At 58.1% G+C, this 12,379-nt stretch carries 12 protein-coding genes; 8 read left to right on the forward strand and 4 right to left on the reverse strand.

Features of this window, described 5'->3' with window-relative positions; translation table 11 throughout:
- The first annotated feature begins 109 nt into the window (after nt 1-109).
- Nucleotides 110-709, forward strand: coding sequence for a TetR/AcrR family transcriptional regulator (locus tag KBW81_RS00495; protein ID WP_090190589.1), 600 nt, complete (start codon nt 110-112; stop codon nt 707-709).
- Here KBW81_RS00495 and KBW81_RS00500 read toward each other — a convergent pair.
- Nucleotides 706-1,440, reverse strand: coding sequence for a ribonuclease activity regulator RraA (locus KBW81_RS00500; protein WP_254247984.1), 735 nt, complete (start codon nt 1,438-1,440; stop codon nt 706-708). The two genes, KBW81_RS00495 and KBW81_RS00500, sit on opposite strands and share 4 nt — an antisense overlap.
- Before the next feature lie 213 nt (nt 1,441-1,653).
- On the opposite strand from KBW81_RS00500, the gene KBW81_RS00505 reads away from it, so the two are divergent.
- From KBW81_RS00505 to mscL, 6 genes are all read left to right on the forward strand, one after another.
- Nucleotides 1,654-2,343 carry a GntR family transcriptional regulator gene (locus tag KBW81_RS00505; RefSeq protein WP_254247985.1) on the forward strand — a complete coding sequence of 230 codons (690 nt, stop codon included), beginning with the start codon at nt 1,654-1,656 and terminating at the stop codon, nt 2,341-2,343.
- Nucleotides 2,344-2,583: 240 nt separating this feature from the next.
- Nucleotides 2,584-3,576 (forward strand): TRAP transporter substrate-binding protein, encoded by a 993-nt coding sequence (locus KBW81_RS00510; RefSeq protein ID WP_254247986.1) that lies wholly within the window; start codon nt 2,584-2,586, stop codon nt 3,574-3,576.
- A gap of 79 nt (nt 3,577-3,655) precedes the next feature.
- Entirely contained in the window at nt 3,656-4,186 is a 531-nt protein-coding gene (locus KBW81_RS00515; RefSeq protein WP_254247987.1) for a TRAP transporter small permease, read from the forward strand.
- 2 nt (nt 4,187-4,188) lie between these two features.
- The gene (locus KBW81_RS00520) at nt 4,189-5,469 is read left to right on the forward strand and encodes a TRAP transporter large permease (protein WP_254247988.1); all 1,281 of its coding nucleotides are present in this window, start codon (nt 4,189-4,191) and stop codon (nt 5,467-5,469) included.
- Nucleotides 5,470-5,601: 132 nt separating this feature from the next.
- Nucleotides 5,602-7,998 (forward strand): phenylalanine--tRNA ligase subunit beta, encoded by a 2,397-nt coding sequence (gene pheT / locus KBW81_RS00525; RefSeq protein ID WP_254247989.1) that lies wholly within the window; start codon nt 5,602-5,604, stop codon nt 7,996-7,998.
- 159 nt (nt 7,999-8,157) lie between these two features.
- On the forward strand, nt 8,158-8,586 hold the full coding sequence (gene mscL, locus KBW81_RS00530) for a large conductance mechanosensitive channel protein MscL (protein WP_090190598.1): 429 nt from the start codon (nt 8,158-8,160) through the stop codon (nt 8,584-8,586).
- 319 nt (nt 8,587-8,905) lie between these two features.
- Here the strand turns inward: mscL and KBW81_RS00535 are convergent, their stop codons facing one another.
- The 3 genes from KBW81_RS00535 to KBW81_RS00545 are packed head-to-tail and all read right to left on the reverse strand — an operon-like array spanning nt 8,906 to nt 11,354.
- Nucleotides 8,906-10,642: a sensor histidine kinase gene (locus tag KBW81_RS00535; protein WP_090190600.1), complete on the reverse strand. Its 1,737-nt coding sequence runs from the start codon at nt 10,640-10,642 to the stop codon at nt 8,906-8,908.
- On the reverse strand, nt 10,642-11,196 hold the full coding sequence (locus KBW81_RS00540; protein WP_090190602.1) for an RNA polymerase sigma factor: 555 nt from the start codon (nt 11,194-11,196) through the stop codon (nt 10,642-10,644). Before KBW81_RS00540 ends, KBW81_RS00535 begins: the two co-directional genes overlap by 1 nt.
- Nucleotides 11,193-11,354, reverse strand: a complete 162-nt coding sequence (locus KBW81_RS00545) for a NepR family anti-sigma factor (RefSeq protein WP_139222640.1) — start codon at nt 11,352-11,354, stop codon at nt 11,193-11,195. The genes KBW81_RS00540 and KBW81_RS00545 overlap by 4 nt, the downstream gene beginning before the upstream one ends.
- A 103-nt stretch (nt 11,355-11,457) precedes the next feature.
- Between KBW81_RS00545 and KBW81_RS00550 the strand changes: the two genes are divergently transcribed.
- On the forward strand, nt 11,458-12,273 hold the full coding sequence (locus KBW81_RS00550; protein ID WP_090190603.1) for a response regulator: 816 nt from the start codon (nt 11,458-11,460) through the stop codon (nt 12,271-12,273).
- The last annotated feature ends 106 nt before the right edge of the window (nt 12,274-12,379 follow it).

Genomic DNA, 12,379 nt, shown 5'->3' on the forward strand with positions numbered 1-12,379 from the left:
TGAGGGGCGGTATGGATATATTTGAGCGATCACTCAAGTAATAAAAGAGTGATCGCTCAAATATAGCTGGGGCCTTTAAATAATCGACCTAAACGTGTATCTAACCCGCATGCCCCGTGACCCATCATATGATCGCGAAGCGGCTTTGCAGTCCGCGATGAACCTGTTTTGGGTGAAGGGATACAACGCGACATCCCTTAAAGATCTTGAAGCCGCGCTCAAGATGCGCCCCGGTTCGATCTATGCGGCATTTCAAAGCAAAGAGGCGCTATTCCACGAAGCGCTTGATTTGTACGCAGGCCGGATGGAGGCTGAGTTGGCTGCCACGATCGCAAATGCGGCGTCGCCTTTGGGTGCACTGCGTGGTTATTTGGTGTCGCTTGGCGGGCTAGAACCGTGTGAAAAGCCGTCGACGGCCTGCATGCTGGTGAAGTCTTTGTTGGAAATTCAGACCGACAACCCCGTCTTGCGCGGTGCTGTGCTGGCGCATTTGGAAAAGGTGCGACAGCATCTGACGCAGGCATTCGTAAACGCGCAGGCAGCGGGTGAAATTCCCGCAGATGCCGATCCAGATCGGCTGGCACAGCGGATGCAGACCTATGTCTTTGGTCTGAAAATTCAGGCGCAGCGCGAAACTGATCCTGTCGCGATGCAGCGGCTGGCCGACGACCTCTCGCAAGAGATCGCCGGGTTGGCGCGCGCCGCTTAACGTTTTTTCCACGCCTCAAAGCGGGCCAGCGTTTCGTCGTCGGTTGGCGGGTAAAGGCCGATAATTGGGCGGCCGTTCAGCACTTCCTCTAGGACGAAATCCTCGAACACCTCCATCGGCGCGCCTTCGATCGCGATCTCGGCGGCCAAATGGCGCGGGATGACCATGACGCCGTCAGCGTCCCCGACGACGATGTCGCCGGGATAGACGGCGGCGTTCCCGCAACTGATAGGCACGTTGATGTCGACGGCGTGGTGGCGGGTCAGGTTGGTCGGGGCTGACGGTTTGGCAGCAAAGACAGGCATCATCAGCGCTGCTGCGCCCGCTGCGTCGCGGATGCCGCCATCAGACACAACGCCCGCGCCGCCGCGCACTTGCAGGCGCGTCAGAAGGATCGACCCGGCCGAGGCCGCAGTCGCATCGCCGCGGCAATCCATCACTAAGACATGGCCCTCGGGGCAAGTTTCAATCGCAACCCGTTGCGGGTGGTCGCGTTCGCGAAAGGCTGTCAGCGGATCGGTGTCTTCGCGCGCCACGATATAACGCAGGGTGAACGCCGGGCCGACCATGCGGTCCTGGCCCGCGCCCAAGGGTGCGACGCCTTGGATATAGCAGGTGCGAAACCCTTTTTTATAAAGCAGCGTCGCGATGGTCGCAGTGCTAATACCCTTGAGCAGGTCAAGGGTATCGTCGTTTAGCGTGATCTGGTCAGCGGGTGTTGGATTGGCCATCGGGTATTCCCTTGTTTGCAATGAACCACGGCGATGCCTGGCGTGTGGCAATTTACTTGTCAGCAACGCTGCCGTGATAAAACAATAGCAAGACTCGGTCTGGTATACTAGTATCGTAAGAAGGTGCCTTGGACGAAGATAACGCGCCACGGTGCCGACATATGGATTTTCGCATACAAAGGCTTTAATGGGACGCGACCGGGAGGCATAAACATGAAGCAAGCCGCACAGATGAGCTATGGTCGGACCGCTGTTGATACAGTGGCTGATTTTCTGTTCGACGAAATTTCGACCCTGCGGCTTTTGCCCGGGGCCAAGATATCAGAGGCGGATGTCGCCGCGCAATTTGGGGTGTCACGCCAACCGGTCCGCGATGCCTTTAGCCGTTTGGCGAACATGGACCTGCTATTAATTCGTCCGCAGCGCGCAACAGAGGTGCGCCGCTTTTCCAGCGCCGCGATTGAAAAGTCGCGTTATCTGCGCCGGGCCGTTGATCTAGACGTGCTGCGCCGTGCCGCGAGCCTATGTGATAAGGCGGGGGGCGACCGACTGGACGCCTGTATCGCCAAGCAGCAGATCGCTTGCGATGCTGGCGACTACGCGACCTTTGGCAAGCACGACTATGACTTTCACAAAACGCTGTGCGAAATTGCGGGTGTCCCCTTTGCGTTCGACATCATCTCAGAGGAAAAGGCGAAAGTGGACCGTCTGTGCCTGCTAAGCCTGTCAAAAGAGGCGCGTATGCCAGAGCTGATCGAGGATCACCTGCTGATTGCTACGATGGTGAAGACGGGTGAGGCCGAAAAGGCAGCAGAGGCGGGCGCGATGCATCTGTCCCGGCTTGATATCACAATCGACACGATCAAAGTGCGCAACCCGGACTACTTCGAAGACGAAAGCTGATCCGGGTTAAGAGCCGACCAAAGCACCGATTTTTCTAAATATGCCGTCCCGGCGCGGGGCGGCATTTTTTATGCGTGATAGAAGATATGCCCAACAAACTAGCGGTTTGATGACAATCCGCGGATATTAATTGACACAGGTTATTGTTTACTAGTATTCCAGATTTACTGCACTGCGCTCTTGGTTGGGGGAGGTTTCGACCAGAGCGCTTAGCAGTCAATAACGATCGGGGAGGATCGCATGACTATTTTTTCAAAGACCACATTGATGACGTCGGGCGCGCTGCTGTGCGCGACAATCGGTATGGCGACATCCGCTGGTGCAGAGGAACTGCGCGGCTGGAACATCCACGTCGAAGATTATCCTGTGTCTATCGCAATGGAATCGTTCGCCGCTGAAGTTGCTGACAAGACCGGCGGAGAGCTGACCGCAAAGACATTCCACAACGGCGTTCTGGGCGATCAGCCTGACGCAATCGAACAGGTTCGCCTTGGCGTGATCGATTTCGGTGAATTCAGCCTTGGGCCAATGGGCCAGGCGATTCCTGAAACCAACGTCGTGTCGCTGCCCTTCATCTTTAAAAGCATCCCCGACATGTATGCTTTGATGGATGGCGCTGCTGGCGAGGCGATCGGCGAGGGCATGAAGGCCAAGGGCATCGTGCCACTGGGCTGGTATGACGCTGGCGCGCGGTCGTTCTATAACTCTGTGCAGCCTATCAACACACCCGCCGACGTTGCTGGCCTGAAGATCCGCGTGATGAGCAACGACCTGTTCGTGCAGATGGTCGAATCGATGGATGGTAACGCCACCCCGATGGCCTTTGGCGAAGTGTATCAGTCGATCAAGACTGGCGTTGTCGACGGCGCGGAAAACAACCCGCCGTCCTACGAGTCGACCAACCACTACGAGGTCGCCAAGTACTATTCGCTGACAGAGCACCTGATCATCCCAGAATGCCTGTGCATGAGCCTGAAGACCTGGGAAAAGCTGACCCCAGAGCAGCAGGATATTGTTATGACCGCCGGTCGCAACAGTGCCAACCTGCAGCGCGAGTTGTGGGCTGAGCGTGAAGCGGCCAGCATGGAAGTCATCACGGCTGGCGGCACCGAAGTGAACGCCATTGCTGACAAGCAGCCGTTCCAAGATGCGATGGCCCCTGTTTACGAGTCCTTTCTGGCTGACAACCCGGACCTGACTGACCTTGTGAACTTGATCCGCAACGCCGAGTAATCGGCACCGGGATCCGGGGCTCGTCCGACATCGGGCGGGCCCCAATCCATTCTAAATCCCCCATTTATCAGAGGTTGCGATGACGCAAGATACGCCCATGATCCGTGCGGCAGAGCGAGTGATGGCAGTGCTGCGTGCGATCTGCATGTTGATCGCCTCTATTGCACTGGTCGTTTTGATCGCAACTTTCGGCTGGCTGGTGTTTGGCCGCTACGTGATGAACGTCACGCCCACATGGGTTGAACAGCTTGCCTTGCTGCTGATCTGTTATGTCGCATTTCTAGGGGCCGCTGTTGGCGTTGGCGAAGATACCCACATCGGCGTCACGCTGTTTCGGGATATGCTGCCCACCACTGCACAAAAGGTCACGCTGATTGTGATCGACGGCCTGCTGGCTGCCTTTGGCGCGATTATGCTGTTTGCCGGGATCACCCTGATGCGGTTCGGTTGGGATACGATGCTGCCAATGCTGGATATCCCCGAAAGCTTTCGCACCCTCGCCATCACGTCCTGTGGCGCTTTGGTCATGCTGTTCGCCGCCGTGCGCGGCCTTATCCGCATCATGCGTTTTGGATCTTGGGATCCAGACGCCGAATTCAAGGAAGTCTGACCGTGGGTCTAGCTATTCTACTACTCGCGTTTAGCGCGGGCGTTGTCATCGGGATTCCGGTCGCCTTTGCCATGGGCATCGCCGCCGCTTCGGCCTTTTGGTACGAAGGTTTTCCGATGCTGATCACCTTTCAGCGGGCCACCGCGGGCGTGTCTGTTTTTTCCCTGCTTGCGATCCCGTTCTTTGTTTTCGCGGGCGAAATCATGCTGCACGGCGGAATCGCCAAGCGGTTAGTCGGCCTTGCCTCTGCCCTTGTTGGCCACTTTAAGGGCGGCCTTGCGATGGTGAACATCTTCTCGTCGATGCTGTTTGGCGGCATCTCTGGCTCTGCAGTTGCAGACATTTCGGCGCTGGGCTCTTTGCTCGTGCCGGTGATGAAAGAACGCGGTTATCGGCCTGACTTTGCGGTCAACGTGACGGTGACGTCGTCCATCGCAGGTATCGTCATCCCGCCCAGCCACAACATGATCATTTTTGCCGTGGCGGCAGGCGGCGGCATTTCGGTGTCTAAGCTGTTCCTTGCGGGTGTGATCCCCGGCATCCTGATGTGCGTCAGCCTTGCCGTCGCAGCCTATATCATCTCGATCAAGCATAATTACCCGTCAGAGCCGTTCCCGGGGTGGGGCACTGTTGGCCGGACCGCTGCTGACGCGATCCCCGGTTTTTTCACCGCGGTCATCATCGTTGGCGGCACGCTGTCGGGCGTGTTTACAGTCACTGAATCAGGCGCTTTTGGTGCAATCTATGCTGTGCTGCTGACTCGGTTCTATTACCGCAGCCTCAGCTGGCAGCAGTTCGTCATGTCCGTCACGGGTGCCGTGCGCACCACTGCGATGGTGATGATCCTGATCGCTTTTGCCAGTTCCTTTGCCTATCTGCTGGCGCTGTATCAGGTGCCTGCCAAGCTAAGCGATCTGCTTGTGTCGATCTCTGACAACCCGATCATTATTTTGCTGATGATCAACGTGATCCTGCTGCTGCTTGGCATGATCATGGACATGGCCGCGCTGATCTTGATCTGTACGCCGATCTTTTTGCCGATTGCCAAGGGGCTTGGCATGGACCCGACCCAGTTCGGTATCATGCTGCTGATTAACCTTGGCCTTGGCCTGTGTACGCCGCCTGTCGGCACCTGCCTGTTCGTCGGTTGCGCTGTGGGCCGGATCAAGATCGAAGAAGCGCTGAAAACGATCTGGCCGTTCTATCTGGCGATCTTCGTGGCGCTAATGCTGGTGACCTACGTTCCTGCCGTGTCGCTGTGGCTGCCGTCGCTGTACGAGTGATCTAATGCGCTGCCCCCGGTTTAATGCCGGGGGCAGCGCGCTTCGATCAGCAAACAAGGGCGAGCAGTGCTTTCACCCAGCATGGTGATGCGCTAAGAACGCGCAAACGTTGATCTGGCGAAAGTGCGCGCGATGAAATTCACCCTGTCTTGGCTGAAAACTCACCTTGAAACAGAAGCCTCGGTTGATGAAATCGCCGAAGCCCTGACCGACCTTGGGCTAGAGGTCGAAGGGATTGAAAATCCCGCGGAATTGCTGCGCCCCTTCACCATCGGTTACGTCGAAAGCGCGGAAAAGCATCCCGACGCCGACAAGCTGCGCGTGTGCCAAGTGCGCACCGGCAAAGGTGTTGAGCAGATCATCTGCGGCGCGCCCAACGCGCGGCAAGGCATCACCGTCGTCGTCGCCAGCCCCGGTGTCTATGTCCCCGGTATCGACACGACCATCGGTGTGGGCAAAATCCGCGGCATCGAAAGCTTTGGCATGATGGCATCAGAGCGCGAGCTTGAGCTGTCAGAGGAGCATGACGGCATCATCGAGCTTGCCGAAGGTACCGTCGGCGACAGTTTTGCCGATTGGCTGGCCGAACATGACCCGGCCCGCGTTGACCCTGTCATCGAGATTGCGATCACGCCTAACCGCGCTGATGCGCTGGGCGTGCGCGGCGTGGCCCGCGATCTGGCCGCGCGCGGTCTGGGGACGCTTAAGCCGCTAGAGGCACCGCAGATTGCGGGCAAGGGCGCATCGGGCATCGCGGTCAGCATTGACGATGACACGCTGGACGGCTGCCCCGTTTTCACCGGTCGCGTGATCAAAGGCGTGACAAACGGTGCCAGCCCGGACTGGTTGCAGACCCGGCTGCGCGCCATCGGGCTGCGTCCGATTTCCTTCCTCGTCGATGTGACGAACTACCTGACCTACGATCTGAACCGCCCGCTGCACGTCTTTGACGCGGACAAGGTTCAGGGCAATCTGCGCGTTCACCGCGCCAAGGGCGGCGAAGAGATCGTGGCGCTGGACGACAAGACCTACACGCTATCCGCTGGCCAGATGGTGATTTCTGACGATGCTGGCGTGCAAAGCATTGCTGGCGTCATGGGCGGGGCGGCGACGGGCTGCACGGCTGAAACGGTCAACGTTTTCGTCGAAAGCGCCTATTGGGACCCGGTGCAGATCGCCTACACGGGCCGCGCTTTGAAAATTAACTCTGATGCGCGTTACCGGTTCGAGCGCGGCATCGACCCCGCCTTTACGCCCGAGGGGCTGGATCACGCCGTCGCAGTGATCCTTGCGGTCGTCGGGGGCGAAGCCTCTGACGTTGTCATGGCGGGCGCTGTGCCGAATACGGACCGCGCTTATAAGCTGGATACCGACCGCGTCATCAGCCTTGTTGGCATGGATATTCCTGCTGAAACGCAGCGCGCGACCCTGACGGCGCTGGGCTTTGTGCTGGATGGCGACATGGCGCATGTCCCCAGCTGGCGCGGTGATGTTCAGGGCGAGGCTGACTTGGTTGAAGAGGTGGCACGCATCGCATCGTTGACGAAGCTGGTTGGCGTGCCGATGCCGCGCACCCAGCCGGGCGTGCCAAAGCCTGTGCTGACACCCGCGCAGGTCCGTGCCGGCGCGGCGCGGCGGACGGCGGCATCGCTTGGTTATAACGAATGTGTCACTTACACGTTCATCGATCAGGCCGCTGCGGCGCTGTTCGGGGGCGGCACAGATGTGACGCGTTTGGAAAACCCTATCTCTTCCGAGATGTCACATATGCGCCCCGCTTTGCTGCCCGGCATACTGCAGGCCGCCGCCCGCAACCAAGCGCGCGGTTTCAATGACGTGGCCCTGTTCGAAGTCGGCGATATCTTTACCGGTGGCGAGCCGGGCGAACAGCGCCCCTGCGTCAGCGGCATCCTGATTGGCCGCACAGGGCCGAAATCGGTGCATGGCGATATGCGCGCTGTCGATGTGTTTGACGCGAAGGCCGACGCCGAGGCGATCCTTGCTGCGATGGGCGCACCCGCCAAAGTGCAGATCCTGCGCGGCGGTGAAGGTTGGTGGCACCCCGGTCGCCACGGTCAGATCTGTCTTGGCCCAAAAAAGGTGCTCGGTGTGTTCGGCGAATTGCACCCCAAGGTGCTGCGTGCGCTGGATATTAAGGGCACCGCCGTCGGTTTCACGATCTTCCCGTCGGAAATTCCACTGCCGCGCAACAAGGTCAACACGCGCCCCGCGTTGCTGGCGACCGACCTGCAAGCGGTAGAGCGTGACTTTGCCTTTGTCGTTGATGCGCAGGTCGAGGCGCTGACGCTGGTCAATGCTGCCGCTGGCGCTGACAAAGCGTTGATCGCTGACGTGCGGGTCTTTGACGAATTTATTGGCGGTGCCGTGGGCGAGGGGCGCAAGTCCCTTGCGATTACTGTGCGCCTTCAGCCGACAGATGCGACCCTGACTGAGGCGCAGATCGATGGCGTCGCGAAGCAGATCGTCGCCAAGGTTGAAAAGGCCACGGGCGGCACGCTCCGCGGTTGATAGATTTTACCCCGGTGGGTTGGTTTGGTGTCAAATCAACCCCGAAGGGGGAAAATTGCCGATAAAAACCCTATTGGTTTAATGTAATTCCTTTATATGACGGCTGGGAACAAACTTGCGGCATTGTGCCGCACAATAAATCCAGTGTGGGGACGACTAATGTTAAACGAATTCAAAGACTTTATCGCCAAGGGTAATGTAATGGACCTGGCGGTCGGTATCATCATCGGTGCTGCCTTCACGGCTATCGTCACATCGCTGGTTGGCGACCTGATCAACCCGCTGATCGGCCTTGTGCTGGGCGGCGTGGACTTCAGCAACATGTACGTTGTGCTGTCCGGTGAAGTTCCTGCCAACTCTGGCCTGCAGGTCGCACGCGACGCTGGCGCTGCCGTCTTCGCCTATGGCGCGTTCATCACCGCCTGCATCAACTTTTTGATCATCGCATTCGTTGTGTTCATGCTGGTTCGGTCCGTTAACAAGCTGAAGGCCCAAGCAGAAAAGCCCGATGACATTGCACCAGAGGTCGAGACCGGCCCATCCGAACTGGACGTTCTGCTGGAAATCCGCGACCAACTGCGCCGCTAAGCGTTATTCATTACGATCGAAAAGGCCCGCCAAGTGCGGGCCTTTTTTCGTTTAGTGGCGTGATTGGTGATCGCTGCGGCGCTGTTCTGATCTGTTATGAACAGCGCGCTGCTGCGATTTCGGTGGCTCCCGCCTAGACGTCAAAGCAAGGATCACAAGGGCAGCAATGCCGATTGCAGTCATGCTTGCTAGAAATACGCTTAACGTCATAGCAGATCCATCCTTCGCTGCCGGGATAACCAGCCGAACGGACTTCGGTTCCATGCCGCAGACGATTCATCGCTGCGGTGCGGAAAATACATCAATGTGTAGCGCGGCTTTAGTAATCTAACGCGTCTGGAATGGCCGCAGTGATCGGGAATTCAACGCTGATCGTGTGAATGCCGTCGTGGTCCTGCACCTCTACCGTGCCACCAAGCTGCATCGCAAAGGCGCGAATTAACTGCCGGCCAACGCCGCCATCGGGCGCTACTTTTTCTGGCAAAGAGCCACCCGAGTTGCGGCACCGGAATTGCGCCATACCCGGCGATACGATCCGCAGGCTAAAGTTTAGGAACGGGGCAGGGGACTTTGTGTCCGGCAGGTTTTTGATCGCGTTCGATCCAACTTCGCTGACCAGCAGAGCCAAGGGTACGGCCTGATCCGGAACGAGGGTAAAGTTGTCGACTTCTAGTGCATGAACCGCGTGGGGACGCGCCTCTGTGAGGTCGTGGAAAACGCTGGCGCAAATGTCGGTCATCAATGGGGCGGCGTCGGCGCGGGCGAGCTCTTTGGATTGGTATAGAACGCGATGCACAGTCGCCAAGCCAAGCACGCGGTCTTGCAAACGGCGCAGTGCATGCCGGCTTTCGTCGGTCTTGGCCGCGCGGATTTGCATGTTCATGATCGACGAAATCATCTGCAGGTTATTCTTGACCCGGTGATGGACTTCTTTCAGCAGCACATTCTTTTCGCGCAGGCTGTTTTCCATCCGCGCCTCGTCATCAATCAGGTCGTAGGCCATGTTGATGAAGGTCTGTTCCAGATCAAACAGTTCCTGCGGCAGCATTTCCGTATTCTTAGGCTGCGGTAGGGCACGGTCAGAGGCAAAGCGGCGCATCCGAATGCCTAGATCTTGAACGGGGCTGACAACTAAGCGGTGGACTGCAAAATAAGCAACCAGCAGGCTGGCCAGCCACATCAACGCGGGCAAAAAGAAAGAAGGCAGCGTGTACGCGGTCGAGGACAGAACACCATCCGTCGGGGCCCAGCCCGCGACGGCATAGGCCAGATCTGGCACAAGCGTGAGGACAACAAAGATGCGCCGTTCACCGGCCGCATTTTGCCCGGCGAACGCCGTCGGTTCGGTGCTCAGGCGGCGCACGATGTCCTCGGCCATCGCCTCTTCTTCGGCGACGGGGCGTTCGCCTTGAACGTTGATCACAGCGCCGTCGCGGTTGAAGATTGCTAGCGAAAGCGGTTGGTTTTGGTCGTTCAAATCCGGCATTTCGGACATGGAATCGGTCAGAATAGTCAGGACGATTTGGCCGATCACCTCTTCATCGCGGACGACAGGCTGGGTCAGCACGGCGGTCCGGCCGCCGGGGGCGTCCGCGCGCAGTCGTGGAATGAGGGCGTTCCGCGGCGATGTCGCGATTTCAGCGACGCGCTCTGCCGGGCCAATGGTGAATGGTGCGGGCTCGGAAGAGCAATCAACGCGGCCGCTTTCCGGTAAAAAACCAGCAAAACTGATTGCTGGATCCGCATCTTGAAAGGCTTTGAACGACTCGCTGCAGGCGATGGGATCGTCGGCCGTTAGGCCATACGTCACGGCCTGACCTGACGCCGCACCGACCGCGCGTTGTAGAACCTGCCGTTCGCCAGATACGGCGATTTCCGTCAGCGCGACCAGTGACAGGCGTGTGCGCGCGCGCAGTGTCTCGTCTAGGTTTTGGGTCTGCCAGATCGCCAGCAGGCCAATGGGCAGCAACGCAAGCGATAGAAAAGCCACGACCCGGAACGGCAGGCTTTGCAGGAACGGCCAGCGTTCCGCTTGCACTTCCGACCCGGACGTCATCAGAAGGCCGAGTTACCGTTATTCGCCACGACAGCGATGGTTACCTTGTCGGTCAGTTCGACCGGGCCGTCTGCATCAAGATGCATTAGTTCGGCCAGCCGCTTGCGTCCGCGGTTTGCGCGACTTTTGATCGTACCTACAGCCACGCCGCACATGTCGGCGGCCTCTTCATAAGAAAAGCCAGACGCGCCCACCAAGATCAGCGTCTCGCGCTGTTCGTCGGGGAGTTTTGCAAAGGCTGTCCGGAAGTCTGTCATTTGAAGATGGCCGTCATGGGCCGGCTTTTCTGCCATGTTTTCGGTAAAGATACCGTCAACGTCGGCGACTTCGCGCTTTGCCTTGCGGCGGCTGGAATAAAAGGTGTTGCGCAAAATCGTAAAGAGCCAAGCCCGCATGTTTGTGCCGGGCTCGAACTTTTCGATATTTGTCCACGCCTTGACGACGGTGTCTTGCACCATGTCATCGGCAACAGACCCGTTGCGCGTCAGCGAAATTGCAAACGCACGCAGCGCCGGCAGGTGGACAACCAACTCGTCGCGCGGATCGCCGGTCATGACTTTCCATCCTGTTCGGATGGTTCAGAGGCCTTAAGTTGGGCCAACAGATCTTTTAGCCGATCAGGCAACTCGGCCTGTTCCTGTTCGCGAAAAACACGTTTAAGGTTGGCGTCGATCTGCTGGCGCGCCCTTTCACTTGGAGTATCGTTGGACATTCGCCCGCCTGCTGTTATCTGAAATTATAGATGCCTTGAGGAACTTAAACGCCGATAACGGCGTTTGGTTCCCGTGTAAGGGTAAGACAGGAAGAAAAACATTATGTCAAACGGCACCGCACAGCAGGATATCACCACAGCGATCGGCACTTACCTGCCGTATCTGCGTCGCTACGCGCGGGCCTTGACCGGAACGCAGTCTAGCGGTGATGCATATGCTGCTGCCACTCTCGAAGCGATCTTAGAAGATCGTAGCATTTTCGATACGCAAATCTCGGCGAAGTCCGCACTTTTCAAGACCCTGCACATGTTGTGGGCCAGCACAGACACCTCTGCCCCTGGCGAGACCGCTGTCGGCATTGAAGGCGCTGCGCAGCGCCATCTGGCAAAGCTGACCGCCAACACGCGCGAGGCGCTTTTGCTGCACACGATCGAAGAATTCAGCCATGCGGAAATCGCCGACATCATGTCGATCGAGGAGTCCGAAGTCGTTCACCTGATCGACGTCGCGCACCGCGAGATGGCCGATAGCGTCGCTGGACGTATCCTGATCATCGAAGACGAAGCCATCATCGCGATGGACTTGGAATCCTTGGTGTCTGATATGGGCCACAAGGTTACAGGCATTGCGCGTACGCATTCCGGCGCGATCGCTTTGGGTAAATCTGAACGTCCTGACATGATCCTTGCGGACATCCAGTTGGCCGATAACTCTTCTGGTATTGATGCCGTGAACGAGCTGCTCGGCGAATTTGGCGACATGCCGGTGATCTTTATCACTGCCTTCCCAGAACGTCTGCTGACGGGCAACAAGCCAGAGCCAGCGTTCCTGATCGCCAAGCCTTATACCGAAGAACAAGTCCGCTCTGCTGTGGCGCAGGCGATGTTCTTTTCGTCGACAGAAACGCTGAGCGTCTAACGATAACGGCCGGCGGGGCCTATGTGTCCCGCCAGCCATTTTGTGAAATTACAGATGTGCCGCGCGCGCCACGTGGGCGCGGCTTTTTATAGGTTAGTCTGACAAG

The organism is Loktanella salsilacus, assembly GCF_024206795.1.
GTDB lineage: Bacteria > Pseudomonadota > Alphaproteobacteria > Rhodobacterales > Rhodobacteraceae > Loktanella > Loktanella salsilacus.

What these genes read in the sequence shown, in the direction of transcription:
- pheT (WP_254247989.1), top strand. Translation starts at nt 5,602, where the DNA reads ATGAAATTCACCCTGTCTTGGCTGAAAACTCACCTTGAAACAGAAGCC.
- mscL (WP_090190598.1), top strand. Translation starts at nt 8,158, where the DNA reads ATGTTAAACGAATTCAAAGACTTTATCGCCAAGGGTAATGTAATGGAC.
- KBW81_RS00500 (WP_254247984.1), bottom strand. Translation starts at nt 1,440, where the DNA reads ATGGCCAATCCAACACCCGCTGACCAGATCACGCTAAACGACGATACC.
- KBW81_RS00515 (WP_254247987.1), top strand. Translation starts at nt 3,656, where the DNA reads ATGACGCAAGATACGCCCATGATCCGTGCGGCAGAGCGAGTGATGGCA.
- KBW81_RS00510 (WP_254247986.1), top strand. Translation starts at nt 2,584, where the DNA reads ATGACTATTTTTTCAAAGACCACATTGATGACGTCGGGCGCGCTGCTG.
- KBW81_RS00495 (WP_090190589.1), top strand. Translation starts at nt 110, where the DNA reads ATGCCCCGTGACCCATCATATGATCGCGAAGCGGCTTTGCAGTCCGCG.
- KBW81_RS00545 (WP_139222640.1), bottom strand. Translation starts at nt 11,354, where the DNA reads ATGTCCAACGATACTCCAAGTGAAAGGGCGCGCCAGCAGATCGACGCC.
- KBW81_RS00550 (WP_090190603.1), top strand. Translation starts at nt 11,458, where the DNA reads ATGTCAAACGGCACCGCACAGCAGGATATCACCACAGCGATCGGCACT.
- KBW81_RS00540 (WP_090190602.1), bottom strand. Translation starts at nt 11,196, where the DNA reads ATGACCGGCGATCCGCGCGACGAGTTGGTTGTCCACCTGCCGGCGCTG.
- KBW81_RS00505 (WP_254247985.1), top strand. Translation starts at nt 1,654, where the DNA reads ATGAAGCAAGCCGCACAGATGAGCTATGGTCGGACCGCTGTTGATACA.
- KBW81_RS00535 (WP_090190600.1), bottom strand. Translation starts at nt 10,642, where the DNA reads ATGACGTCCGGGTCGGAAGTGCAAGCGGAACGCTGGCCGTTCCTGCAA.